Source organism: Pseudomonas sp. COR18 (genome assembly GCF_048568395.1).
GTDB lineage: Bacteria > Pseudomonadota > Gammaproteobacteria > Pseudomonadales > Pseudomonadaceae > Aquipseudomonas > Aquipseudomonas fuscovaginae_B.
Genome location: NZ_CP183808.1, coordinates 1874737 through 1898922, shown reverse-complemented (window position 1 = coordinate 1898922; position 24186 = coordinate 1874737). Strand labels below are relative to the sequence as shown.

Below are 24186 nucleotides of genomic sequence, written 5' to 3'. Positions count from 1 at the left end.
GTCTGCTCTGTGGTCAAAAGGTGTAATCGGCCGTCACGAAGAGCGAGCGCGGCTGTCCCGGAATCCATTGCTGGCCGTCATTGTATTGGCTTTGTGCGTACTGGCGGTCGAACAGATTGTTCAATTGCAGCCCCAGGGTGGTATTGCGCAGGGCCTTCCACGACAGGTTCGCGTCGACCACGGTGTAGCTCGGCAGCTCGGTGCTGTTGGCCAGGTCGGCATAGCGGGCATCGACATACCGTACGCCGGCGCCGGCCTTCACATCGTCGCCGAGGGCCTTGCTCAACCACAGATTGGCGGTCCGCCGCGGCACATCCACCGGGCGCTGGCCGTCGCGGGAAACGTAGACACCCTCGACTTTCTGCTGGAAGTCGTCGTACTGCGCCCGAACGATCGCGGCATTGGCCTGCAACTGCCAGTCGTGGGCCAGTTGCAGGTCGAGGCTGGCCTCCAGGCCGTCAGAGGATTGCTGGCCGACCTGCAGCTTGTTCTGGGTATTGCCGGGGTCATCCGTCAACAGCTTCTTCTTGACGATGTGGTAGGCCGCCAGGGTCCACTCGCCGCGCTGGTCCCAGAACATCTGCTTGAGACCGACCTCGGTCTGCTTCGCGGTGGACAGGTCGTACTGCTGCTGGCTCGGGCTCAGGGAAATCAGGCCACCGACGCCGTCGGTGCTGGTGGAGTACTGGCCGTAGAGCGAGGTGTCGGCCGTCATGGCGTAGACCAGGCCGACCTTCCAGTTGCTGCCGACCAGGCTCTTGTCGCTGTCGCTGCCGTCGACCAGGTTGTCGCGATCGATGTGCACGAAGTCCCGGCGCACACCGGTCACCAGCGACCACTGCTCCGTCAGGTGAGTACGGTTTTCGGCAAACACCGAGAACTGCCGCGTGCTGCTCTTGAACTGCTCGCGGTAGGGGCTGGCACTGTCGAAGGCACCCGGTGTCGGGTGCTCGATGTCGATCGGCTGGCCGCTCGGCAGCAGGTCCTCGAACGGTGAGTTGCTGGAGAGCTTGAAGCGGATACGGTTGACGTCCACCCCGGCCAGGGTCTGGCTGTCGAGGCCGAACAGGCTGTGCCTAAAGGTGAAGGTCTGGCGATCGCCGAGCTGTTCCTGGTGGTGGCCGATGCCGAGGAAACCGCTCCTGAGCAACTGCTGGCTGGCGCGGTCGAAACTGTAGTTCTCGGCGTTCTGCCAGCGACGCCGGGCCTTGAGGTAATACAGCTCGTTGTTCGAGCTGACGCTGTCGGAGACCTGCCACTCGGTGGTCAGGCGTGTCCACTGGTCGTTGTAGTGCTGGGTGTCGTTGCCGACGTTGTAGTTCCGGTCGCGCAGATGGCCCTGGTAGCGGCCGTTGATCAGCGGTACGCCGAAATCGTTCATCGGCTGTTGGTCGCCGTAGTCATGGGCCAGGGTGAACACCAGGCTGTCATTGGCCTGCCAGCGCAGCGCGGCACTGACGAAGTCGCCGGCGGAGTCGCCGCGGTCGATCCAGCCGTGGCTGCGCAGGCGGTTGAGGTTGACCCGGTAGCTCAGGTTGTCGCTCAGCGAGCCGCCGCTGTCGAAGGCCTGCTGCTGGCTGTCGTAGGAACCATAGCCGAGGCGCAGGTGGTTCTCGATCCCGCCTTCGAACGGCTTCTTCGGGATGGTATTGATCACCGCGCCGGTCGCCCCTTCGCCATACAGCACCGAGGCCGGGCCGCGCAGTACGTCGACGCGTTCCACCGACCAGGTGTCCACCGGGAAGGTCACGGTGCCCATGCCGGTGTACATCCGGTTGCCGTCGTACAACTGCATCACCGAGCCCTGGCCGGTGAAGCCGCGGGCCTGCAACGAGGTGCCACCGTCGCCCGGCGTACCGGTGCGGCTGATTCCGGTGCTGCGCGAGACCGCATCCTGCACGCTGGCATCACCGCGTTCACGAATCCGTGCGCCGCTCAGGCTTTCGGTACTGGCCGGGGTTTCCAGGGCGCTGAGCCCCAGGCGCGAACCGGCGCTGGTCGGGGTTTTCAGGTCGATGCTGTCGGGGTCGACGGCAGGCGCGGTGATGGTGCCGGTGGGCAGGGTCAGCGTGGCATCCGCGTGGGCGTGGTTGAACGCCAGCAGGCAGAGGCCGGAGACGAAATACTTGTTCATCGGGGTAGTGAGTCGCTTTTTTTCGGAGAGTCCCGCGGCTTGTGGCCGCGGGCGGGAGCCTTGCGATATTGTTATAATATAACAATATGTGGTTGCAAGTGGATAGCCTCCGAAGTCTATAGATCCCTCTATTCCACGCATCTCACGTTCTTCAGGCTGAAGGTGAGGCCGGTTCATGTTGGCGGCCCAGGCGCGACAACAGCAGCCTGTCGAGCAGCCAGACCACGATCAGCGATGCCCCCACCAGCGGGAACAGCACCGCCAGTACCAGCATCACCAGCATCGCGCTCTTCCAGCGTGGCAGGTCGTGGCGCAGCGGTGGCACGCCGAGGCTGCCCTGCGGGCGACGCTTCCACCACATGACCAGGCCGCTGACCGAACCCAGCAGGATCATCAGGCAGATCAGCAGGATCACCAGTTGGTTGATCGGTCCGAACAGCTTGCCCTCGTGCAGCATCACGCCCATCTCGGTGGCCCGGGCGACGTTGCCGTATTGCTGCCAGCGCACGTCGGCCAGGACCGTGCCGGTGTACTGGTCGACATGCAGGGTCGCGTCGTTGCGCGGGTCGTCGGCGAACACGGCGATGGTGAAGACGCCCTCGGCGGTGGTCGGCAGGGTGATGCTGTAGCCGCGCTCGACCTGGCGCGCGGTGGCGATGTCGACCACCTGCTGCAGGGCGATGCCCGGTGCCGCCGGGCCGGCCGAGGCGCCGCCGTGATGCATGTGCTCGGCGTGGTCGCCGGACATCGGCATCGGCGTGTTTTCCATGGCCCAGGGCACGGTCTGGCGTGCAGCCGTGTTCAGGCTGCGGGCCTCGACGTCGGACTTGGGCATGTTGTTCCACATCGGGTCCGGAAACCTGTTCCAGACCTCGGCGTACTGCTTGCCCCAGAAGCCGGTCCAGGTCATGCCGCTGAGCAGCATCAACAGCAGCAGGATCGAGCCCCAGAACCCGCTGACCGCATGCAGGTCGCGCCACAGGACCCGGCCCCGGGCGTTCAGGCGCGGCCAGAGCACACCGCCCTGGGAACGGCCGCGCGGCCACCAGAGGTAGACCCCGGACACCACCAGCATCACGCCCCAGCCGGCGGCCAGTTCCACCAGGCGGTCGCCGACGGTGCCGATCATCAGTTCGCCGTGCAGGGCGCGGGCAACGGCCTGCAGGTTGAGCTTGGCGTCCTGTTCGCCGAGCACGTTGCCGCGGTAGGGATCGATGAACACGTTGAGTTCGCGGCCGTCCCGGATCACCACGAACTGCGCGCTGCGCCCGGCAGTGGCGGGCGGCAGGTACTGCTTGATCCGCGCCTGTGGATAAGTGGCCTGGACCCGCCGCATCTGCTCGTCGGCGCTGATCAGCTGATGGCCGGGCTCGACCTTGAGCAGGTGGCCGTACATCAGCGGGTCGAGCTGTGGCTTGAACAGGTAGATGATCCCGGTCAGCGCCAGCAGGATCATGAACGGGGCGACGAACAGCCCGGCGTAGAAATGCCAGCGCCAGGCCAGGTTGTAGAAAGAGATTTTCGGTTGGCTCATGGGAGCGCTCCGCAAGGTTTGATGATTCGGGTATTGGATATGTGGTTGTTTTTTGTAGGAGCAGGCAAGTCGGGTCGCCGCATCGCCTGCTCCTACAAAGTCGGTGGTGTTCTTTAGAAAGCCATGTCCACCTTGGTCCAGAAGGTCCGCCCCGGTTCGTTGATCGCCTGCGGGTCATTGGCCGGGTAGCCGAAGCCGGCATTACCCGCCAGGTTCAGGTGTTCGGCATAGGCCTTGTTGAACAGGTTGTCGACGCCCGTGCTGAGCTTCAGGTGTTTGTTGAGGCGGTACGCGCCGTTGAGGGAGAACACGCCGAAGCCGGCACTTTTGGAGAAATCCTTGCCGACCACGTTGCCCTTGTTCTGGTCGATGCGGTTCTGCGCCGCGACCACCCGCCACAAGGCGCCAGCACTCCAGTCGTCCTCGCTATAGGTCAGGCCGAAGCGGCTGTCGAGCGGCGGGATCTGCGGCAGGGCCTTGCCATCGCTGGTGTTCTTGCCCCAGGCATAGGCCAGGGTCGCGTCGGCCTTCCAGTTGGAGGTCAGTTGATAGGCCGCGCCGAGTTCGCCGCCCATGATCCGCGCATCGACGTTCTGTGCCTGGGAGGTCATGCCCATCATGCCAGGCTGGTAGTCGAACAGGATGAAGTCGCGCACCTGGCCGATGTAGCCCGAGGCCCAGGCTTCAAGGTCGGCGGTCTTGTATTGCACGCCGAAGTCCAGTTGCGTGGTCTTCTCCGGCTTGATCGCGTCGAAGGCATTGAGCGACCCGCCCGGGCCGCGGTTGGGCGAGAACAGCTCCCAGTAGTCGGGGAAGCGTTCGGCGTGGCCGAGGCCGGCGTAGAACGTGGCCGGTGTCTCGGCCAGGTCGTGCTCGTAGCGGACGAAGCCGCTGGGCAGGGTGTCGGCGCGGGTGTCGTCGGCGGTCGGATTGGCCCGCGCGCTCATGCCGGAGCCGAGGGTCTGCCGCAAGTCTCGGGCCGAGGCGCGGTCCAGTCGAGCACCACTGATCAGGCGATCGCGCTCGGCGGCGTACCAGGTCAGCTCGCCGAACACACCGTAGTTGTGGAAATCGGCGTCCCTGGTCCGAGGCAGGTCCTTGTAGGTGTCGATGCCCATGCTGCTGCGCTGGCGGTGCTCATTGGTCTGGGCGTCGAGGCCGCCGATCAGTTGCCAGTCGGCCCAGTGCCAGGTGGCCTTGATCCGCGCGCCCAGGGTGCGGCGGTCGACGTTGGAGGCCATGGGGCCGGCCATCATCCCGGTGCCGGACGGCTGGCGCAGGGTGTAGTTGTCCATCACATGGTCGGCGTAGTTGTAGTAGACCTGGGCTTCGAGCTTGTCGAGCACGTCGCCGATGTTCGATTTCTCGAAGCGCAGGCCGAGGCTTTCGCGCTTGAACTGTGCGCCGTCCATGCCGCGCCCGGCGTAGCGGGCCTCGCCGTCGCCCTTGCCGGCGGTGAGTTCCAGCAGGGTGTCGGCGTCCGGGGTCCAGCCGAGGGCGACGTCGCCGTTCCACTTGTCGTAGCGCGAGGGCACGGTGTCGTTGTGACCATCCTTGTAGTCATCTGCGTGGGCCTGGTTGCCGATCACCCGGATGTAGCCGAGCGGGCCGCCTGCGGCGGCATCCACCAGCTTGTCGAAACGGCCGTTGGAACCGGCGAGGACACTGGCGTTGATCCGGCTGCCGAGTTCGCCGAAGTGTTCCGGCTCGCGGTCGAACAGGATCGTCCCGGCGGAGGCGCCCGGGCCCCAGAGCACGGTTTGCGGGCCCTTGATCACGGTCAGCTTGTCGTAGGTTTCCGGCGAGATGTAGGAGGTCGGTGCATCCATCCGGCCCGGGCAGGCGCCGAGCATCATGCTGCCGTTGGTGAGGATGTTCAGGCGCGAGCCGAACATGCCGCGCAGCACCGGGTCGCCGTTGGTGCCGCCATTGCGCACCAGGGCGAAGCCGGGAATGGTCTTGAGGTAGTCGCCGCCATCGCTGGCCGGTACCGGCTGGCGCGGGTCCCTGGGGTTGGTGATGACCGTCAGCGGCGAGCTGGGCGCGACGGCGGTGATCACGGTCGGACTGATTTCCCGGGCGTGCTGGTCGTGGTCGTCTGCGGCATCGGCAGCGAACACCGTCGGTGCCAGCAGCGCTGCGCACATGAGTGCAGTGGTCTGGCGCAGGCTCAGGTGCAGCTCGTTCGGGACGAAAGGGTTTTTCGCCCGCGCAGCGCGCAGGCGAGTCTTTGCAGTGGACATAGGTGTTCCATCATTCAAGCGAATACAACACGGCCACCGCGCTGCGGTTACAGGGCGGTCAAGCCGGGTGAGAGATAGCTCGTTACCTGATGGAAGGCTGGCGGCGCGCGGGTGCGGGCGCCGGGGAAGATGCTCTGCCGGGCATGTCCCAGACGGGTTCGGGAGTCGACCGTGGGGACCGGTCGGGGGCCGTCGAGGGCGGCGAAGCTCAGGGTCTGCGGCAGTGCCGGGCAACTGAACAGCAGGCTGCAGTAGCCGCATTTTTCCCAGAGCGCATGGTGTTCGGCGCTATTGCCGTGGTGCTCGCTGGCGTCTTGCCCGGCCTGTGTGCCGTGGTGACCGGGCATGTCCATGTCCATGTTCATCGCCATCGACATGGCGTGCCGGTCCATCGGCATCGCCTGGGAAATCAGCGGACCGATGAAGATCATCAGCATGGCGAACAGGCTCAGCCAACTGCCGCGTACCTGGGTGCGGGAGTGGCTGGAGCTGCTGCGGCGAGTGCGCATGGCGTGCAACGGGGCCGAGGCTTACTGGGCGTGCATGTGCATCTTGTCCGGGGTCGCGGCAGGTGCCTGCTTCTGCACCGAGACCTCGACGGTGACAGCGCCGGCCTTCTCGAAGTGCAGGGTCAGCGGGAAATGCTGGCCGTCCTGCAGCAGGCTGCGGTCGCGCAGATCGAGCAGCATCACATGGTAGGCCATGGGCGCGAACCTGACCTCGCCCTTGGCGGGGATGGTCACGTCCGGCACCTGTTGCATCTTCATCAGGTTCGCCTGCATCACATGCTCGTGCAGTTCGGCCTTGCCGGCGATGGGGCTGTCGACGCCGGTCAGGCGGTCGGCCGTTGTCCCCTGGTTATGCAGCGTGAAATAGGCCGCGACCGTGGGCGCGTTGGGTGGCAGTTCCTGGGACCATGGGTGGTCGATCCGTAGGTCGCCAACCGTGAATTCGTGGGCATCGGCAAAACCGACGGGCAGCAGCAAGGCGGCCAGAAGCAGGGCATTCTTGAGCATGGGAGTTCTCCATAACGATTCGAAACGCAAAGGGTTGCGAGTGTGAATCAGGCCGCTGGAGAGGCTCGGGGATTGAGTGAGGGCCACTGTTGTCGCGGTGTTGGCGAGTCGACCGGGAGGGCCGCGTGCAGCGGGCCGCTTTCGGTCGGCGCAAGTGCCAGTTGCGGCACATGGCCGGGCAAGGCCACCAGTGGCGCGGAGCCGGAGCAACACCAGCAATGCTGCATGTTGGAGTGGTCATCGCCCGGGGGGCTTTCTGCTCCAGCTTACCGATGACGGTGGCAACCAGCTTGGTACCGCTGGCCGAGCAGAAACTGCCCCAGAGCAGCTGGTCGGTGGCGGAGCGATCCGCCGCTGGCGCCATGGCCCCGGAAATCGGCATGGCAAGCAGATTGAACAGCACTGCGAGGCAGGCGATCCAGGTAGCTGCGGCGAGCCGTTGTCGGGACATGGAAGGGTTTCCGTCGGATGTTTCAAACCGGTGGGTTATTTAGCCTGAACGTCCTGCATAAGTAAAAGCACGGGCTGCGGTGAAAGGTCGCAATACTTTGTAGGCTGTTTGCCGCAGGCGCTCCGGGAAAGCGTAGCAGCCCTGACGGGATGGCGAAGTCGGTCAACTCAGCGGAACGCTATGCACCTCGATGTTGACGCCCAGTGTGGTACGTATGACGGCGAAGATCGCGGCCAGGTTGTCCATGCTGGGATTGCCATTGGCCGAAAGCATCCGGTGCAGGCTCTTGCTCGGTTTGTCGGTTTCCCGGGCGAGGCCTTCGAAACCCACCGTGGCGTTGACCAGGTCGCGCAGGATGACCCGGGCCATTTCCGGCTCGCCATTGAGAAACAGGCTGGCGGCCTCGTCGAGCAGTGCCTCGGCGAATGCCGGGTCGCGTTGCGCGCGCTCGGCGATGGTCTGTTTGAAGCTGCGGCTCAGCGCCATGGGGTCTACCTCGTTTGCGGTTCTATGCGTCTGCGACGTTGGTATTCTTCAACCAACTGCCTGGCTTGCTGGATGTCTCTTTTCTGAGTCGACTTGTCGCCGCCGCCCAACAGGATGATCAGGCGCGTGCCTTCGCGTATCAGGTAGATCCGATAGCCAGGGCCCCAGTCGATGCGGTACTCCCCGAGGCCTTCGAACCATTTGATGTTCGAGGTGTTGCCCATCTCCAGTCGGAGCAGGGCGGTGGAAACCTTGGCGGCCGCTTGCACATCCAGTGAAGAGAACCGGCGCTCGAACGGGTTGCTGTGGTTGTCCCGCACGTATTCTTCGAGGTCGATCATCCCTGCTTCTCAAGGTAACAAATAGGTTACTTTTTTGACAAGCCGGGATCGTGATCTATTGAAGTGCCGCTGCCAAGGCGGCAAGTGTTTCCTCTGGCGTCCGGAACTCCCGGTCCACCGCCGGCAGGGAGGGACGCTTGAGGATCAGGACCGGCAGCGAGCGCTCCCGGGCGACCTGCAGCTTGGGTTCGGTGGCGCCGCTGCCGCTGTTCTTGCTGATCAGCACGTCGATGGCGCGCTGTTCGAACAGGGCTCGTTCCTCTTCCAGGTGAAAGGGGCCGCGGGCGCCGATCACTTCGCAGCGCGCGTTGCCAGGGTAGGGGTCGAGGGCCCTCAGGGTCCAGAACTGGTTCCCGGGGATTTCATCCAGGTGCTGCAAGGGCTCGCGGCCGAGGGTGAACAGCGGTCGGCGGAACGGCTCAAGGGCCTTGATCAGTTCGGCCCAGTCCGCCACTTCCCGCCAGTCGTCGCCGGGTTCGGCGACCCAGGTCGGGCGGCGCAGGGCCCAGCAGGGGATGCCGCTCGAGTGTGCCGCCGCCGCCGCATTGCGGCTGATCTGCGCAGCGTAGGGATGGGTGGCATCGAGCAGCAGGTCGATGCCCTGCTCGCGGATGAACTGCGCCAGGCCTTCGGCGCCGCCGTAGCCACCGACACGCACCTGGCAGCGCAGGTCGGTGGGCACCCGGCCGACACCGGCGAGGCTGTAGATATGCTGCGGCCCGAGCGTACGGGCGAGCGCCAGGGCTTCGGTGACACCACCCAGCAACAGCAGGCGCTTGATCGGCTGGTTCATTGAAACGCTCCGGCATGGCCGACGATGCCGCCCTGGCGATCGATGGCGAAAACCTCCACCTGCACCTGGGCCGGGACCACGCTGCGGGCGAACTCCAGGGCGTGCCGGCAGACCGCATCGCCGAGGGCGACCCCGGCGGCGCTGGCCATTGCCAGGGCCTGCTGACTGGTGTTGGCCTGGCGAATGGCCTGTTGCAGGGCCTCGTCGGCACCCACCGCGGCGGCCCATTCGGCCAGTTGCGGGAGGTCGATGCTCGAATGCCGGCTGTGCAGGTCCAGGTGCCCGGCCGCCAGCTTGCTGATCTTGCCGAAGCCGCCGCACAGGCTCAGCTTATCCACAGGCACCTTGCGCAGGTGTTTGAGTACGGCGCCGACGAAGTCGCCCATTTCGATCAGGGCGATTTCCGGCAGGTCGTACACCCGGCGCATGGTGTCTTCGCTGGCGTTGCCGGTGCAGGCGGCGATATGCAGGTAGCCGTTGGTCCTGGCCACATCGATGCCCTGGTGGATCGAGGCGATGTAGGCCGAGCAGGAAAATGGCCGGACGATGCCGCTGGTGCCGAGAATCGACAGCCCGCCGAGGATGCCCAGGCGCGGGTTCATGGTTTTCAGTGCCAGCGCCTCGCCGCCCTCGACGTTGACGGTGACCGAGAAGCCCCCGTCGTAGGCGTGTTCGGCCGCCAGTTGCTGCAGGTGTTCGGTGATCATCCTGCGCGGCACCGGATTGATCGCCGGCTCGCCGACCGCCAGCACCAGCCCGGGGCGGGTGACGGTGCCGACGCCGCTGCCGGCGTGGAAGTGCACGCCAGGCTCGGCGGTCAGTCGTATCCGTGTGTACAGCAGGGCTCCGTGGGTGACATCCGGATCGTCGCCGGCATCCTTGAGGGTCCCGGCCTCGGCACCGTCCTCGTGCCGGCGGCAGAACTCCAGGCGCATCTCGACCTGCTTGCCCTTGGGCAGGATGATCCGCACCGCGTCATGACTGACGCCGCTCAGCAGCAGGCGCGCCGCCGCCAGGGCAGTGGCGGTGGCGCAACTGCCGGTGGTCAGGCCGCTGCGCAGGGGCGCGGGTTGTTCGGCGGTTTCGTCACGCATGGCTACGTGCTCCGGCTCCGAGCGAGGCGGGGTCCAGGCAATTTTTTGCGGGCAAGCCCGCTTCCGCAAGGCTCGGGGCTTTCAGGGCATTCAAGGTTTCACCACGTCGAGCAGGGTGATCGGCAAGGCCTGGCGCCAGGTATCGAAGTCGCCCAGGGGTTGGGCCTGGGCGACATGGAGGCGGGTCAGTTCGCCGCCGTGGCTCTGTCGCCAGTTCATCAGCAGCAGTTCGCTTTGCAGGGTCACGGCATTGGCCACCAGCCGTCCGCCGGGCTTGAGCCGGGCCCAGCAGGTCTCGACAACACCGGGAACGGTCACGCCGCCACCGATGAAGATCGCATCCGGCTGTTCCAGCCCGTCCAGGGCCTGCGGGGCATTGCCGCGGACCAGGCGCAACCCGGGGACGCCCAGGGCGTCGCGATTGTGCTCGATCAGTTGCTGGCGGCCTGCGTCCGCTTCGATGGCAATGGTCCGGCAGGAGGGATGGGCACGCATCCACTCGATGCCGATGGAGCCGCTGCCGGCACCAACATCCCAGAGCAGTTCGCCGGGGACCGGTGCGAGGCGGGCCAGGGTAATGGCACGAACGTCGCGCTTGGTCAGTTGGCCGTCATGGCGGAAGGCGGAGTCCGGCAACCCGCCGATGTGCGACAGGCGGGGCGTGGCCGGGTCGGCCTGGCATTCGATGGCGACCAGGTTGAGGCGGGCGAACGGCTGCTCCTGCCAGCCCCGGGCACGGCCATCGATGCGCCGTTCGAGCGGCCCGCCCAGATGCTCCAGCACGCTGACCCGGCTGGGGCCGAAGCCACGCTCGCGCAGCAGGGCGACGATGGCGGCAGGGCTGTGTTCGTCGTTGCTCAGCACCAGCAGGCGCAACCCAGTGTGCAGGTGCGCGCCGAGCGCGGCGACGGGACGGGCGACCACCGACAGGCACACCACCTCCTGCAGGGCCCAGCCCAGGCGGGCAGCGGCCAGCGAATAGGCGGACGGGGCGGGCAGCACGTGCATTTCCTGTGGCTCGACCTGACGCGCCAGGCTGGCGCCGACGCCGAACAGCATCGGATCGCCGCTGGCCAGCACGCACACCGGCGTGCCGCGCAGGGCCAGTACCGGTTCGAGAGAGAACGGGCTCGGCCAGGCCTGGCGCTCGGCCGTCACGCTCGCAGGCAGTAGGTCGAGCTGGCGCGGCCCACCGAATACCCGCGCCGCGCCCAGCAGTGCCTGCCGGGCGTTTTTGCCGAGGCCATCGAAGCCGTCTTCACCGATTCCCACTACTGTCAGCCAGGGCGCCATCTAGAATCCTCAAAACGCAGCGTTCCGACCGGCAGTCTTTTCATGCCTTCGGACAAAGCAGGCATAATACCGCGCCTTCGACGGCGAAACGCCTTTGGATGACAACGAACACTTTCCCTGACTGCCGGTAGCCCCTTGAACGAACACCCGCTTGCCAACGCTGTCCGCCCCTCGGCCTGTCCGGGGTTGTTGCGCATCGTCCCGGCACTGGATGGCGGCATCTGCCGGATCAAGCTGGCTGGTGGGGTGATCAGTGCCGATCAGGCCCGGGCCGTGGCCCAGGCGGCCGCGCGTTATGCCGGCGGAGTGATCGAGGCGACCAACCGGGCCAATCTGCAGATCCGCGGGATCGGGGCGGCGCATCAGGCCCTGATCGACAGCCTGCTGGCGGCCGGGCTTGGGCCCGCTCCCGCAGGAGCAGAGCCAGCCATGGGAAGGGAGCCCGCCACCGGAACGGAGGTATCCCGCGTCAGTGGGGCCGACGATGTGCGCAACCTGATGCTCAGCCCCGGTGCCGGCATCGACTCGCGGATGCTGATCGATACGCGCCCGTTGGCGGCGCAGATTCTCGCCAGCCTGCAGGGCCGGGCGCGCTTCCATGAGCTGTCGGCCAAGTTCGCCATCCAGCTCGATGGCGGCGAGGCCCTGGCGATGCTCGAACATCCCCATGACCTGTGGCTCTCGGCCCTGTCGATCGAGAACCGCCCTTGCCTGGCCTTCGGTCTCGCCGGCTGTCCGGCCGCTGATGCGCCGCTGGCGGCGGTGCCTCTGGAGCACGGGCATGCGCTGGTGGTGGCGGTACTGGAGCTGTTTCTCGACCTGGCCCGTCCCGAGCAGACACGCATGCGGCATCTCCTGGCCGAGATGTCGAGCGCCGCGTTCCTGGCACAACTGGCCGAACGGCTCGGCTTCACGCCACTGGCCGTTGGCGACTGGCGTCGGGCGCCCGCCACCGACGGGCTGCATGTGGGAACTTATCCACAGCGCCAGCCGGGCCTGGTCCATGTCGGCGCGGTGTTTCCCCTGGGCCGCCTCGATACGGCAATGCTTGAGGGCGTTGCCCAACTGGCGCAGCAATACGGTGACGGCAACCTGCGCCTGACGCCCTGGCAAAGCCTGTTGCTGCCCGGCATCCGCCAGGAACAGGCGAGCCAGGTCAGCGCACGGCTGCAACAGCTTGGCCTGCTCTGCGATGCCGACCAGCCGCTGGCACGCATTATCGCCTGCACCGGTTCTGCCGGCTGCGCCAAGGGGCAGGCCGACACCAAGGCCGATGCCCGCCGTCTGGCGACACTTCTGCCGGTGCCTGCCCCGGCCGTGCACCTGTCCGGCTGCCAACGTTCCTGCGCCGCGGCCCATGTGGCCCCGGCCACGTTGCTGGCGGTCGGCCCGGGCCGCTACGACCTTTATTTTCGTGATGCAGCCCAGCCCGGCTTCGGCCTGCTGCACGCACGCAACCTTACTATTGATGCGGCGGGCGCCCTGCTCGAAGCCCGCTCACGGAGCAGTACCGATGATTGATTACATCCGCGATGGTCAGGAGATCTATCGCAACTCCTTCGCGATCATTCGCGCGGAGGCGAACCTGGCGCGAATCCCCGCCGACCTGGAAAAACTGGCCGTGCGGGTGATCCATGCCTGCGGCATGGTCGATGCCATCGATGGCCTGCAATTTTCGCCGGGGGCCGGCAAGGCCGGGCGCGAGGCCCTGGCGGCCGGGGCACCGATCCTCTGCGATGCGCGGATGGTGGCCGAGGGCATCACCCGTGCCCGCCTGCCGGCCGACAACCCGGTGATCTGCACCCTGCGTGACGAGCGTGTACCGGCGCTGGCGCAGGAACTGGGCAACACCCGTTCGGCGGTGGCCCTGGAATTGTGGCGGCCGCATCTGGAAGGCAGCGTGGTGGTGATCGGTAATGCGCCGACGTCGCTGTTCTATCTGCTGGAAATGCTCGATGCCGGAGCGCCGAAACCGGCGCTGATCCTCGGCTTCCCGGTGGGCTTCGTCGGCGCCGCCGAATCCAAGGCGATGCTCGCCGCCGACAGCCGTGGCGTGCCGTTCGTGATCATGCAGGGCCGCCTCGGCGGCAGCGCCATGGCCGCCGCGGCTGTCAATGCCCTCGCTACGGAGGTGGAATGATGCACAAGCCAGGACGTCTGATCGGCCTCGGCGTGGGGCCGGGTGATCCGGAGCTGATCACGGTGAAGGCGCTGCGCCTGCTGCGCGAGTCGCCAGTGGTGGCGTACTTCGTCGCCAAGGGCAAGAAGGGCAATGCCTTCGGTATCATCGAAGGGCATCTGCAGCAGGCCCAGACCCTGCTGCCGCTGGTCTACCCGGTGACCACCGAAGCCCTGCCGGCACCGCTGTCCTACGAGCAGGTGATCAGCGACTTCTACGACGAAGCCAGCCTGGAGGTGGCCGCGCACCTGGATGCCGGCCGCGATGTGGCGGTGATCTGCGAGGGTGATCCGTTCTTCTACGGCTCCTACATGTACCTGCACGACCGCCTGGCCGACCGCTACGAAGCCCAGGTGGTCCCTGGCGTCTGCTCGATGCTCGGGGGGCCTCGGTGCTCGGCGTGCCGCTGGTGTACCGCAACCAGAGCCTGTCGGTGCTGTCCGGCGTGCTGCCCCACGACGAACTCAAGCGCCGCCTGGCCGACGCCGATGCGGCGGTGGTCATGAAGCTGGGGCGCAACTTCCCCAAGGTTCGCCAGGTCCTGGAAGAACTGGGGCTGGCTGGCCGCGCCCTGTATGTGGAGCGGGCCACCATGGCCAACCAGAAGATCGTCCCGCTCGATGAGGTGGACCCGATGTCCTCGCCGTATTTCTCGCTGATCATCGTGCCCGGTGAACGGTGGCAGGGATGAATCGCCCGGCACCGGCCATTGTCATCCTCGGCAATGGCAGCCTGGCCACCGCGCGCAGGCTTCAGCAGATTTACCCGAATGCCCTGATCCACGGCCTGGCCGAGCGGGTCGAGGGCGCTGACCGCAGCTACAGCGAGTTCGGCGCGACCTTGCGCCAGCTCTATCAGCAGGACACGCCGATCATCGCCCTGTGTGCGGCCGGTATCGTCATCCGCAGCCTGGCCCCGGTGCTGCTGGAGAAGGGCGCCGAGCCGCCGGTGCTGGCGGTGGCCGAGGATGGCAGCGCGGTGGTGCCGTTGCTCGGCGGGCTGGGTGGGGTGAACGTCATGGCCCGGGAAATGGCCGCCGGCCTGGGTGTGGCGGCCGCGATTACCACCAGTGGCGAACTGCGCTTCGGCACCTGCCTGCTCAACCCGCCGAGCGGTTACGCCCTGGCCGACCTGGAGCTGGGCAAGCGTTTCGTCTCGGATCTGCTGGCGGGCGAAAGCGTGCGGGTCGAGGGCGACGCACTCTGGCTGGCCGAGGCGCGTTTGCCCGAGCACCAGGACGCCCGGTTGTCGATTCACGTGGGCAGCGCCGAGCGCACGCCGACCACGGACGAGCTGCTGATCTATCCGCGCTGCGTGCTGGCGGCGGTTTCGGCGGAGGTGCCGGAGCTGGCCGAACGCGTGCGTGCGGCGCTGCGGGAGGCGGGGATTGCACAACAGTCCCTGGCCTGCCTGCTGGCAGCGGACACGCAGATGCCCAGCCCGGCCTTGCATGAGGCCGCCGGGCAACTGGGGGTGCCACTGCGTTTTGGCGTGGCCGCCGCCGACATCGAGACGCTGGCGCGGCAGGCGCTCCCGTCAGCCTCGCTTCGCATCAGTGGGGAATTGACGCTGGCCGTTGCCGCGCAGCCGCTGGACCCGCTGCAAATCGGCCGTCCGCGCGGCCGCCTGGCGGTGATCGGCCTCGGCCCCGGTGCGGCCGAGCTGATGGTGCCGGCGGTCAGGGCCGAACTGGATCGGGCCAATGATGTGCTCGGTTACGAGACCTACGTGCGCATGGCCGGACCGTTTCGGGCCGACCAGGTGCTGCACTGCACCGACAACCGCGAGGAGATGCAGCGTGCCCGGCACGCCTTCGAGCTGGCGGCCGCGGGGCGTTCGGTGGTGGTGGTATCGTCCGGCGACCCGGGAGTGTTCGCCATGGCGGCGGCGGTGCTCGAGGCCTTGCACGAGTCTGACGACCCCGCCTGGCAGGGTGTCGAGCTGGAGATCCTGCCCGGCGTTTCCGCTTCGCTGGCCACCGCCGCCCAGGCCGGGGCACCGTTGGGGCACGACTTCTGCGTGATGTCGCTGTCGGACAACCTCAAGCCCTGGACGATCATCGAGAAACGCCTCGATCTCGCCGCCGAGGCTGACCTCGCCCTGGCGTTCTACAATCCGATTTCCCGTTCCCGCCCCTGGCAACTGGGTCGGGCACTGGAGATCGTGGCCCGGCATCGCACGCCGCAGACGCCAGTGGTGCTGGGGCGCGACATCGGTCGACCAGGGCAGACGCTGCGGGTGACCACCCTGGGCAAGCTGACTCCGGACCAGGTGGACATGCGCACCCTGGTCATCGTCGGTTCGTCCACCACCTGCGTGTTTCCCCGCGCCGAGGGTGGCGAGTGGGTCTACACGCCACGCTGGTACGGCGAGAAACCGGGTTCCTGAGCAGCCCTCAGGGCGCCAGGTAGCCGCGTACCCCGGTAAAGATGATCTGCGCCGCCAGGGCGCAGACGAACAGGCCCATCAGGCGGCTGACGATCTGCAGCCCCTGGTCGCCCAGCAGTCGTTCGATCCGGTTCGACAGGTACAGCACCACGCCGACGGTAAGGCTCGCCAGGGCGATACTGACGATAGCGGTGAGCTTGTCGTCCCAGTGCGGCTGGCTCACGCCCATCACCAGCAGCGCACCGATGGTGCCGGGGCCGACCGTCAGCGGGATGGTCAGCGGCACGATGGTCACGTCCTGCTGCACATTGTCGCTCTGTACCGCCGACTTGCCCTGGGCCATGCCCAGCGCCGAGATGAACAGCACGCTCCCCGCGCCGATGCGGAAGGCATCCACGGTAATACCGAACACGCTGAAGATGACCCGTCCGAACAGGTACAGCAGGACGCTGGACACCAGGGTGGCAAGGGCGACTTTCCAGGCCAGGCGACGGCGCTCCTTGCTGGAGTAGCCGCGGGTCAGGCTGATGAAGCAGGACAGGACGAAGAACGGGCTGTAGAGCACCAGCATCTTCAGGTAAACGCTGAACAACACGTGGAGCATGGTCTGAGCTCGAACGGAGAAGGGCCCGGGCAGTCTATCAGGCGCTAGTGGCCTGTGTGGCTAATTCGCATACCCCACTCCGGGCCCATGGCTTCGCCAGGCTGCGTTGCCATTCTTCGCCGTAGCCCTGCCACGACTCGTCATGGCGCCTTGTCTGGCAAAACCCCGGAGCCGAATTTGAGTATGCGAATTAACCGTACAGGCCACTCGGCCGTCTGTCGGCTCAGGAGGTGGTCTGCTCCTGGACCTGCTGGCTGTCGCGCTGGGCGACCCAGTGCTCGACCAGCTCGCGCAGTTGCGAGAGCTCCACGGGCTTGGCCATGTGGCCGTCCATGCCGGCCTGGCGGGCGCGTTCCTTGTGCTCGCTGAGGATGTGCGCGGTCAGGGCCACCACCGGTGTGCGGACCCGCTGGTTGCCGACCTCCCAGGCGCGTAGCTGCTGGGTGGCGGAGAACCCGTCAAGCACCGGCATTTCGCAATCCATCAGCACCAGGTCGTAGCGCTGGGCTTTCATCGCCCGCAGCGCCTCCTCGCCGTTGCTGGCGGTATCGGGTTGCAGGTTGAGCTTGCCGAGCATGCCGCGGATCACCTTGGTGGAGATGCTGTTGTCCTCGGCCACCAGGATGCGGAAGTCGCTGGGTACCGTGACCGCCGGCGCGACGGCTGCGCTCGACGGCGTCGACACGACCTGGCCCTTGCCTCGCTGGGTCAGTTCGTCCGCCAGGGTGGTCTTGAGGGTATAGCCGGCCACCGGCTTGGCCAGGATGCGCTTGATGCCGGCGTTGCGCGCGATGATCTTGCTCGGCGCGTTGCTGATGCCGGTGAGCATCACCAGCAGGATGTCGTGGTTGAGGCTCGGGTCCTCCTTGATTTTGGCCGCCAGTTGCATGCCGGTCATGCCGGGCATGTTCTGGTCCAGCAGGACCACGTCGAAATAGTCGCGCAGGTGGGCCTTGGTCCGCAGCAGGGCCAGGGCCTCCTTGCCGGATGGCACGGCGCTGACGTTCAGGCCCCAGGCGCTGCACTGCTGGACCAGGACCTTGCGGCAGGTGTCGTTGTCGTCGACCACCAGCACCCGGGCACCCTTGAGCGGGCCGTCGAGGTCGGAGGTCGGGTGTTCGAGGTGTTGGGGGTCCAGCGGCAGTGTCAGCCACAGGGTGCTGCCCTGGTTGGCACCGGTCTTGATGCCGAACTCGCCACGCATCAGCAGCACCAACTGCCGGGCGATCACCAGGCCCAGGTGGCCACCCAGGCGGGTCGCGGCGAGGAAGTTCTTGCTCTGCAGTTCGGCATGCAGGAGGGCGTCGCGCTCCTCCTCGTCCATCGGCACCCCGCTGTCCTGGACGGCAATGCGCAGGCGCGGCTGACCACTGCGTTCGTCGAGCGCGACGACGATGAGGATTTCCCCCTCGTCGGTCTTCTTCATGGCGTTTTCCAGCAGGCTCAGCAAGGTCTGGCGCAGGCGTGTCGGGTCGCCGCTGATCACCCGCGGCACCTGGGGCTGGATGAAGCTGATCAGCTCGACGTTCTGCTGTTCGGCCTTGGCGCGGAAGATGCTCAGGCAATCCTCGATCAGGGCATTGAGATCGAACTGCACATCGTCCAGTTCGATCTGCCCGGATTCCAGCTTGGAGATATCGAGGATCTCGTTGATCAGGGTCAGCAGCTCGTTGCCGGCGCTGTGGATGGTTTGCACGTAGTCGCGCTGCTTGACCGACAGCGGCGTACCCAGCAGCAGTTCGGTCATGCCCAGGACGCCGTTCATCGGAGTGCGGATCTCGTGGCTGATCTTCGCCAGGAACTCGGCCTTGGCGGCGATTTCGGCGTTGCTGGCCGCCAGGTCGCGGCTGAGGCTGAACTGGTCTTCGGTGATGCTGCGGCGGCGCTCGCCCAGGGCGATGCTCATCAGCAGCCCGCTGACGGAAATGAAGATCAGCAGGGCGACGATCAGGCCTTCCGGGGCCACCAGGGTCAGGCCCAGCAGAGCGGGCAGTATGACCAGGGTACCGATGTTGAAGATGACCATGGCGACGACGAACAGCCGCGCCGGGCGATAGCCCTTCTGCCAGTGATAGGTGGAAACCAGCAGGATGCTCAGGCTGGCCAGCCCGACCAGGCCGTAGGTCATCACGTTCAGCGGCAGGGTGTCGACGAACAGCAGCAACAGCCCGCCCAGGCAGATCACCAGGATATCGCCCAGCAGCAGCTTGTTCAGCGGATGCGGGCCCAGGGGCGAGAAAAAGCTGTGGGTGAACATCAGCCCACAGGGGGCGGTCAGCAACAGGGCGATGTACGCACCGGCGGTCTGCGCCCCTTGCCAGCCGGGGAACCACGGGCCGATCACGTTCAACAGGAACAGCGCGCTGAGCAGGAGCAGGAACTCGCAGGAAGCCAGCCACAGGCTGCTGCGTGAACGGGTGTAGGCGAAGCGGGTCAGGTTGTGCAGGATCAGCATCGCCAGGCAGCCGAACAGCAGCCCGTAGAGCAGGCTCTGGCCGCGATCGGCGGCGCTCATCACCGCGGATTCGAGAGTGATGTGCGGTCGCAGCTCATGCTTGGAAACCAGCCTCAGGTAAATATCCAGCGGCTTGGGACTTTGCACCAGCGGCAGCATGAAGTCGCGGCTGGGCAGTGGCCGTTCGACCTTGGACAGTTCATTGCCGCTGCGTACCTGGTCGATCAGCGTGTCGCCTTCGAAGGTGTACAGGTCCAATCGGGCCAGGTCCGGGGCGAAGATCCGCAGGATCTGTTCGTGTTTGCCCGGTTGCAGACGAAAGCGTAACCACAGCGCACCGTCGGAGGGGGCGGCGGTGAGGCGATCGAGTTCGATGGGACTGAATTGGTTGATGTAGCGCGAAGAGCGGATATCGCTCAGTTGCAGGTCGGCCTGGTCGTCCAGCAATACCGCCCAGCCACTGCCTTGCGAGGCCTGGGCAGGCGTTGCGAGGCAAAGCAGGGTCAGCAGGCTGACGGTGAAGCTTATGGCGATCCTGAGCCAGCGCACGGCGAAATCCCTTCGTAGGTTGATGCCTGAGTCATAACTATGCGCGGGGCGGGAATAAGACGGCAAGGGCTTGACGCCCCTGCCTATCCGAACGAATAGCTTATTCCTGGCTTTCTGCGCGTTCGCGTGCAATTGCACGATACCCAATATCGCTGCGGTAGAAGCAGCCTTCCCAATTTATTTTAGCTGCGAGCTGGTAAGCCTGCTGCTGAGCGGCGCCAACGCTCTCGCCCAGCGCCGTGGCGCAGAGCACACGGCCGCCGCAAGTGACGATCTGGCCGTCCTTGAGGGCGGTACCAGCGTGGAAAACCTTGCCTTCCAGGCTCGCTGCAGCGTCGAGGCCGCTGATCGCCGCGCCCTTGGCGTAGTCGCCCGGATAGCCGCCGGCCGCCAGGACGATGCCCAGGCTCGGCCGCGGGTCCCATTGGGCCTCGACCTTGTCCAGGGCCTGGGCCAGCGCGGCCTCGACCAGCAGGACCAGGCTCGACTGCAGGCGCAGCATCACCGGCTGGGTTTCCGGGTCGCCGAAACGGCAGTTGAACTCGATGACCTTGGGGTTACCGGCCTTGTCGATCATCAGACCGGCGTAGAGGAAACCGGTGTAGACGTTGCCTTCCTCGGCCATGCCGCGCACGGTCGGCCAGATCACCTGGTCCATCACGCGCTGGTGGACTTCGGCGGTGACCACCGGAGCGGGCGAGTAGGCGCCCATGCCGCCGGTATTCGGACCGCTGTCGCCGTCGCCGACGCGCTTGTGGTCCTGGCTGGTGGCCATCGGCAGGACGTTCTTGCCGTCGACCATGACGATGAAGCTGGCTTCCTCGCCGTCGAGGAACTCCTCGATCACCACGCGCGAACCTGCGTCACCGAAGGCGTTGCCGGCGAGCATGTCGCGCACGGCGTCTTCGGCTTCGGCCAGGGTCATGGCGACGATCACGCCCTTGCCGGCGGCCAGGCCGTCGGCCTTGATCACGATCGGTGCGCCTTTTTCACGCAGATAGGCCAGGGCTGGCTCGATCTCGGTGAAATTCTGGTAGTCGGCGGACGGGATCTTGTGACGGGCCAGGAAGTCCTTGGTGAAGGCCTTGGAGCCTTCCAGCTGGGCAGCGTCGGCGGTCGGACCGAAGCAGTCCAGGCCGCGGGAGCGGAACAGGTCGACCACGCCGGCCACCAGCGGCACTTCCGGGCCGACGATGGTCAGGGAAACGTTGTTCTCGGCGAAGTCCGCCAGTTGCTCCAGGGCCAGGACGTCGATGGCGACGTTCTCGCACTTGGCCTCAATGGCGGTGCCGGCGTTGCCCGGGGCGACGAAGACTTTCTCGACGCGCGGATCCTGGGCGACTTTCCAGGCCAGGGCGTGTTCACGGCCGCCGCTGCCGATGATCAGGACATTCATTTGAAAAACCTCGATGACGCAGAATTCTGGGAGCGCTGTCGGCCACCGCCTGACTGTAGGAGCCGGGCTTGCCCGCGAAGCTTTTGGCGGCCTCAAGGGCCCCTTCGCGGGCAAGCCTAGCTCCTACAGCTCGGTGGCGTTCACACGCCTGTCATTAATGGCGGAAGTGGCGCATGCCGGTGAAGACCATGGCGATGCCGGCTTCGTCGGCCGCTGCAATCACTTCGCTGTCACGCATCGAGCCGCCTGGCTGGATCACCGCGGTGATACCGACCTTGGCCGCGTTGTCGATGCCGTCGCGGAACGGGAAGAAGGCGTCCGAGGCCATGACCGCGCCCTGCACCTGCAGGCCGGCGTGTTCAGCTTTGATCGCGGCGATACGTGCCGAGTTCACGCGGCTCATCTGGCCGGCGCCAACGCCGATGGTCTGGCGGTTCTTGGCGTAGACGATGGCGTTGGACTTGACGTACTTGGCGACTTTCCAGGCGAAGATCAGGTCGTTGATTTCCTGCTCGGTCGGAGCGCGCTTGGTCACGACCTTCAGGTCGGCGCTGGTGATCATGCCGATGTCGCGGCTTTGTACCAGCAGACCGCCGTTGACGCGCTTGTAGTCCCAGGCCGGCGCACGCTCGGCGTCCCACTGGCCGCACGCCAGCAGGCGCACGTTGGCCTTGGCGGCGACGATGGCACGGGCTTGCTCGCTGACGGAAGGGGCGATGATCACTTCGACGAACTGGCGTTCGACGATGGCCTTGGCGGTCTCGGCGTCCAGTTCGCGGTTGAAGGCGATGATGCCGCCGAAGGCCGATTCGCTGTCGGTGGCGTAGGCCAGTTCATAGGCCTGGCGGATGCCGCCCTCGGCGTCCGGGCTCACGGCCACGCCGCACGGGTTGGCGTGCTTGACGATCACGCAGGCCGGTTTGACGAAGCTCTTCACGCACTCCAGCGCGGCGTCGGTGTCGGCCACGTTGTTGTAGGACAGTTCCTTGCCTTGCAACTGGGTCGCGGTGGCGATGCCGGCTTCGGCCGGCTTGGCCTCGACGTAGAACGCCGCACTCTGGTGCGGGTTCTCGCCATAGCGCATTTCCTGGGCCTTGACGAACTGGCTGTTGAAGGTGCGCGGGAATTCGCTGCGGCCTTCGGTCGACAGGGTCTCGGCGGCCTGGTTCACGGTGCCCATGTAGTTGGCGATCATGCCGTCGTAGGCGGCGGTGTGTTCGAACGCCTTGAGCATCAGGTCGAAGCGCTGAGCGTAGGTCAGGCCGCCGGCCTTGAGGTTTTCCAGGACCTGGGCGTAGTCGCTGGCATTGACGACGATGGCGACGTCCTTGTGGTTCTTGGCTGCCGAGCGGACCATGGTCGGGCCGCCGATGTCGATGTTCTCGATGGCGGTCGGCAGGTCACAGCCCGGCTTGCTGATGGTGGCTTCGAACGGGTAGAGGTTGACCGCGACCAGGTCGATCGGCTGGATGCCGTGCTCGTTCATGATCGCATCGTCGATGCCGCGACGACCGAGGATACCGCCGTGGATTTTCGGGTGCAGGGTCTTCACCCGGCCGTCCATCATTTCCGCAAAGCCGGTGTAGTCCGCGACTTCCACGGCGGCGACGCCGTTGTCCCGCAGCAGCTTGAAGGTGCCGCCGGTGGAGAGGATCTCCACGCCCAGGGCTTCCAGTTCACGAGCGAAATCGAGGATTCCGGTCTTGTCGGAAACGCTGATCAGGGCGCGGCGGATCGGCAGGCGGGTAGTCTGGTCGGTCATCTCGATGTCCATCAAAACAAGGGAGTCAGCAAAAAAGGCGACCGTTTCTACGCGGGCGCCTTTCTGGTTTTATTGAATGCTTACAGCAAATCGTACTGCTTGAGTTTCTTGCGCAGGGTACCGCGATTCAGGCCGAGCAGTTCGCTGGCCTTGGTCTGGTTGCCCTTGACGTAGTTCATCACGCTTTCGAGCAGGGGAGCCTCGACTTCGGAGAGCACCAGGTTGTATACGTCCGTGACGGCCGCGCCCTCGAGGTGGGCGAAATAATTGTGCAGCGCCTTCTCGACGCTGCCGCGAAGGGTCTGGCCCTCTTCGCTCGGCGTATTGAGGTGCTGTTTCAAATTGACGTTGTCGCTCACGGGCGTTGTTCCACTCACTAAAGTCTCGGTCATCATCGTCATGCGGCCACCCCCTCTCCGTCCCCTGTCACCAGGCTCTTGTAACGTCCGGCGAAGAACTCACGAACGTTGGCGCACTGTGCTTCCGTATCTTCCAAACGATTGAAGTGGGCGCGAAACTCCCTGGCGCCCGGCAAGGTTGCGAGATACCAACCGACATGCTTGCGGGCGATACGCACGCCCATGACCTCTCCATAGAAGGCATGCAGCGCGGCCAGATGCTCTAGCAGAATGCGTTCCACTTCCAACAGCTCCGGTGCCGGGAGGGTTTCACCGGTACGCAGGAAATGCTCTATCTCACGAAAAATCCACGGCCGCCCCTGGGCGGCCCGGCCGATCAACAGGCCGTCGGCACCGGTGGCGTTCAGCACGTACCGGGCCTTTTCGGCCGAATCGATGTCGCCGTTGGCGAAAACCGGAATCGACACCGCCTGCTTGATCGCGGCAATGGTGTCGTACTCGGCTTCGCCGGTGTACAGGTCTGCACGGGTCCGTCCATGCACCGCCAGGGCGGTGATGCCTGCCTGTTCGGCGATCTTCGCCACCGTCAGGCCATTTCTGTTCTCCCGGTCCCAGCCGGTGCGGATCTTCAGGGTGACCGGGACATCGACCGCCGCCACGACGGCGTGCAGGATCTCCCTCACCAGGTCTTCATCCTTCAACAGGGCGGAGCCGGCGGCCTTGTTGCAGACCTTCTTGGCCGGACACCCCATGTTGATGTCGATAATCTGTGCGCCCAGCTCGACGTTGGCCCGGGCCGCATCCGCCAGCATCTGTGCATCACCGCCGGCGATCTGCACCGAGCGCGGCTCGGGATCGCCTTCGTGGATCATGCGCAGACGCGACTTGCGGCTGTTCCACAGGCTCATGTCGCTGGTGACCATTTCCGAAACCACCAGGCCCGCGCCCAGGCGTCGGCAAAGCTGACGAAAGGGCTGGTCGGTCACCCCCGCCATCGGGGCGAGAATCAAACCGTTCTGCAGTGTGTATGGGCCGATGCGTACCGCCGACATAGGACTTCCCTGTTGTGGGGCCGGATCATTGGAGTTCGAAAAAGGGTTGGCATGATA

At 65.8% G+C, this 24186-nt stretch carries 19 protein-coding genes and 2 pseudogenes; 4 read left to right on the top strand and 17 right to left on the bottom strand.

Annotated elements, in window-relative coordinates; translation table 11 throughout:
- Positions 1 to 13: 13 nt before the first annotated feature.
- From ACM62G_RS08800 to cbiE, 11 genes and pseudogenes are all read right to left on the bottom strand, one after another.
- Positions 14 to 2134 (bottom strand): TonB-dependent receptor, encoded by a 2121-nt coding sequence (locus tag ACM62G_RS08800; RefSeq protein ID WP_419737016.1) that lies wholly within the window; start codon positions 2132 to 2134, stop codon positions 14 to 16.
- Positions 2135 to 2285: 151 nt separating this feature from the next.
- Positions 2286 to 3668 (bottom strand): PepSY-associated TM helix domain-containing protein, encoded by a 1383-nt coding sequence (locus ACM62G_RS08795; protein ID WP_419737015.1) that lies wholly within the window; start codon positions 3666 to 3668, stop codon positions 2286 to 2288.
- A gap of 113 nt (positions 3669 to 3781) precedes the next feature.
- Positions 3782 to 5815: a TonB-dependent copper receptor gene (locus ACM62G_RS08790; protein ID WP_419737503.1), complete on the bottom strand. Its 2034-nt coding sequence runs from the start codon at positions 5813 to 5815 to the stop codon at positions 3782 to 3784.
- A 143-nt stretch (positions 5816 to 5958) separates the two neighbouring features.
- Positions 5959 to 6420: a DUF2946 domain-containing protein gene (locus tag ACM62G_RS08785; RefSeq protein ID WP_419737014.1), complete on the bottom strand. Its 462-nt coding sequence runs from the start codon at positions 6418 to 6420 to the stop codon at positions 5959 to 5961.
- Positions 6421 to 6441: 21 nt separating this feature from the next.
- Positions 6442 to 6927: a copper chaperone PCu(A)C gene (locus ACM62G_RS08780; protein WP_054060498.1), complete on the bottom strand. Its 486-nt coding sequence runs from the start codon at positions 6925 to 6927 to the stop codon at positions 6442 to 6444.
- 47 nt (positions 6928 to 6974) lie between these two features.
- Positions 6975 to 7378 (bottom strand): annotated as a pseudogene (locus tag ACM62G_RS08775) (DUF2946 domain-containing protein).
- Between the two features lie 162 nt (positions 7379 to 7540).
- Positions 7541 to 7864, bottom strand: coding sequence for a DNA-binding protein (locus ACM62G_RS08770; protein ID WP_054060496.1), 324 nt, complete (start codon positions 7862 to 7864; stop codon positions 7541 to 7543).
- A gap of 5 nt (positions 7865 to 7869) precedes the next feature.
- A complete protein-coding gene (locus tag ACM62G_RS08765; protein WP_419737013.1) occupies positions 7870 to 8205 on the bottom strand; it encodes a type II toxin-antitoxin system RelE/ParE family toxin in 336 nt (111 codons plus the stop codon).
- A 55-nt stretch (positions 8206 to 8260) separates the two neighbouring features.
- Positions 8261 to 8986, bottom strand: a complete 726-nt coding sequence (locus ACM62G_RS08760) for a cobalt-precorrin-6A reductase (protein ID WP_419737502.1) — start codon at positions 8984 to 8986, stop codon at positions 8261 to 8263.
- An 8-nt stretch (positions 8987 to 8994) separates the two neighbouring features.
- A complete protein-coding gene (locus ACM62G_RS08755; protein WP_419737012.1) occupies positions 8995 to 10092 on the bottom strand; it encodes a cobalt-precorrin-5B (C(1))-methyltransferase in 1098 nt (365 codons plus the stop codon).
- Positions 10093 to 10182: 90 nt separating this feature from the next.
- Positions 10183 to 11385, bottom strand: a complete 1203-nt coding sequence (gene cbiE / locus ACM62G_RS08750; protein WP_419737011.1) for a precorrin-6y C5,15-methyltransferase (decarboxylating) subunit CbiE — start codon at positions 11383 to 11385, stop codon at positions 10183 to 10185.
- Between the two features lie 135 nt (positions 11386 to 11520).
- Here cbiE and cobG point away from each other — a divergent pair, with 135 nt between their 5' ends.
- The 4 genes and pseudogenes from cobG to cobJ all read left to right on the top strand — a co-directional run bounded on the left by cobG (position 11521) and on the right by cobJ (position 15952).
- Positions 11521 to 12906, top strand: a complete 1386-nt coding sequence (gene cobG, locus ACM62G_RS08745; RefSeq protein WP_419737010.1) for a precorrin-3B synthase — start codon at positions 11521 to 11523, stop codon at positions 12904 to 12906.
- Positions 12899 to 13525, top strand: coding sequence for a precorrin-8X methylmutase (locus tag ACM62G_RS08740; RefSeq protein ID WP_054062177.1), 627 nt, complete (start codon positions 12899 to 12901; stop codon positions 13523 to 13525). The genes cobG and ACM62G_RS08740 overlap by 8 nt, the downstream gene beginning before the upstream one ends.
- Positions 13525 to 14255, top strand: a pseudogene (locus ACM62G_RS08735) (precorrin-2 C(20)-methyltransferase). The gene ACM62G_RS08740 and the pseudogene ACM62G_RS08735 overlap by 1 nt, the downstream one beginning before the upstream one ends.
- Positions 14252 to 15952: a precorrin-3B C(17)-methyltransferase gene (gene cobJ / locus ACM62G_RS08730; RefSeq protein ID WP_419737009.1), complete on the top strand. Its 1701-nt coding sequence runs from the start codon at positions 14252 to 14254 to the stop codon at positions 15950 to 15952. Before ACM62G_RS08735 ends, cobJ begins: the two are co-directional and overlap by 4 nt.
- A gap of 7 nt (positions 15953 to 15959) precedes the next feature.
- Here the strand turns inward: cobJ and ACM62G_RS08725 are convergent, their stop codons facing one another.
- From ACM62G_RS08725 to dusB, 6 genes are all read right to left on the bottom strand, one after another.
- The gene (locus tag ACM62G_RS08725; RefSeq protein WP_054059598.1) at positions 15960 to 16556 is read right to left on the bottom strand and encodes a MarC family protein; all 597 of its coding nucleotides are present in this window, start codon (positions 16554 to 16556) and stop codon (positions 15960 to 15962) included.
- 223 nt (positions 16557 to 16779) lie between these two features.
- Positions 16780 to 19560 carry a hybrid sensor histidine kinase/response regulator gene (locus ACM62G_RS08720; protein WP_054059597.1) on the bottom strand — a complete coding sequence of 927 codons (2781 nt, stop codon included), beginning with the start codon at positions 19558 to 19560 and terminating at the stop codon, positions 16780 to 16782.
- Between the two features lie 100 nt (positions 19561 to 19660).
- Positions 19661 to 20956 carry a phosphoribosylamine--glycine ligase gene (gene purD, locus ACM62G_RS08715; protein WP_419737008.1) on the bottom strand — a complete coding sequence of 432 codons (1296 nt, stop codon included), beginning with the start codon at positions 20954 to 20956 and terminating at the stop codon, positions 19661 to 19663.
- A gap of 154 nt (positions 20957 to 21110) precedes the next feature.
- A complete protein-coding gene (purH, locus tag ACM62G_RS08710) occupies positions 21111 to 22718 on the bottom strand; it encodes a bifunctional phosphoribosylaminoimidazolecarboxamide formyltransferase/IMP cyclohydrolase (protein WP_054059599.1) in 1608 nt (535 codons plus the stop codon).
- A gap of 80 nt (positions 22719 to 22798) precedes the next feature.
- Positions 22799 to 23119, bottom strand: a complete 321-nt coding sequence (gene fis / locus ACM62G_RS08705) for a DNA-binding transcriptional regulator Fis (protein ID WP_003186237.1) — start codon at positions 23117 to 23119, stop codon at positions 22799 to 22801.
- A complete protein-coding gene (dusB, locus tag ACM62G_RS08700) occupies positions 23116 to 24129 on the bottom strand; it encodes a tRNA dihydrouridine synthase DusB (protein WP_273822247.1) in 1014 nt (337 codons plus the stop codon). Before dusB ends, fis begins: the two co-directional genes overlap by 4 nt.
- Positions 24130 to 24186 lie beyond the last annotated feature (57 nt).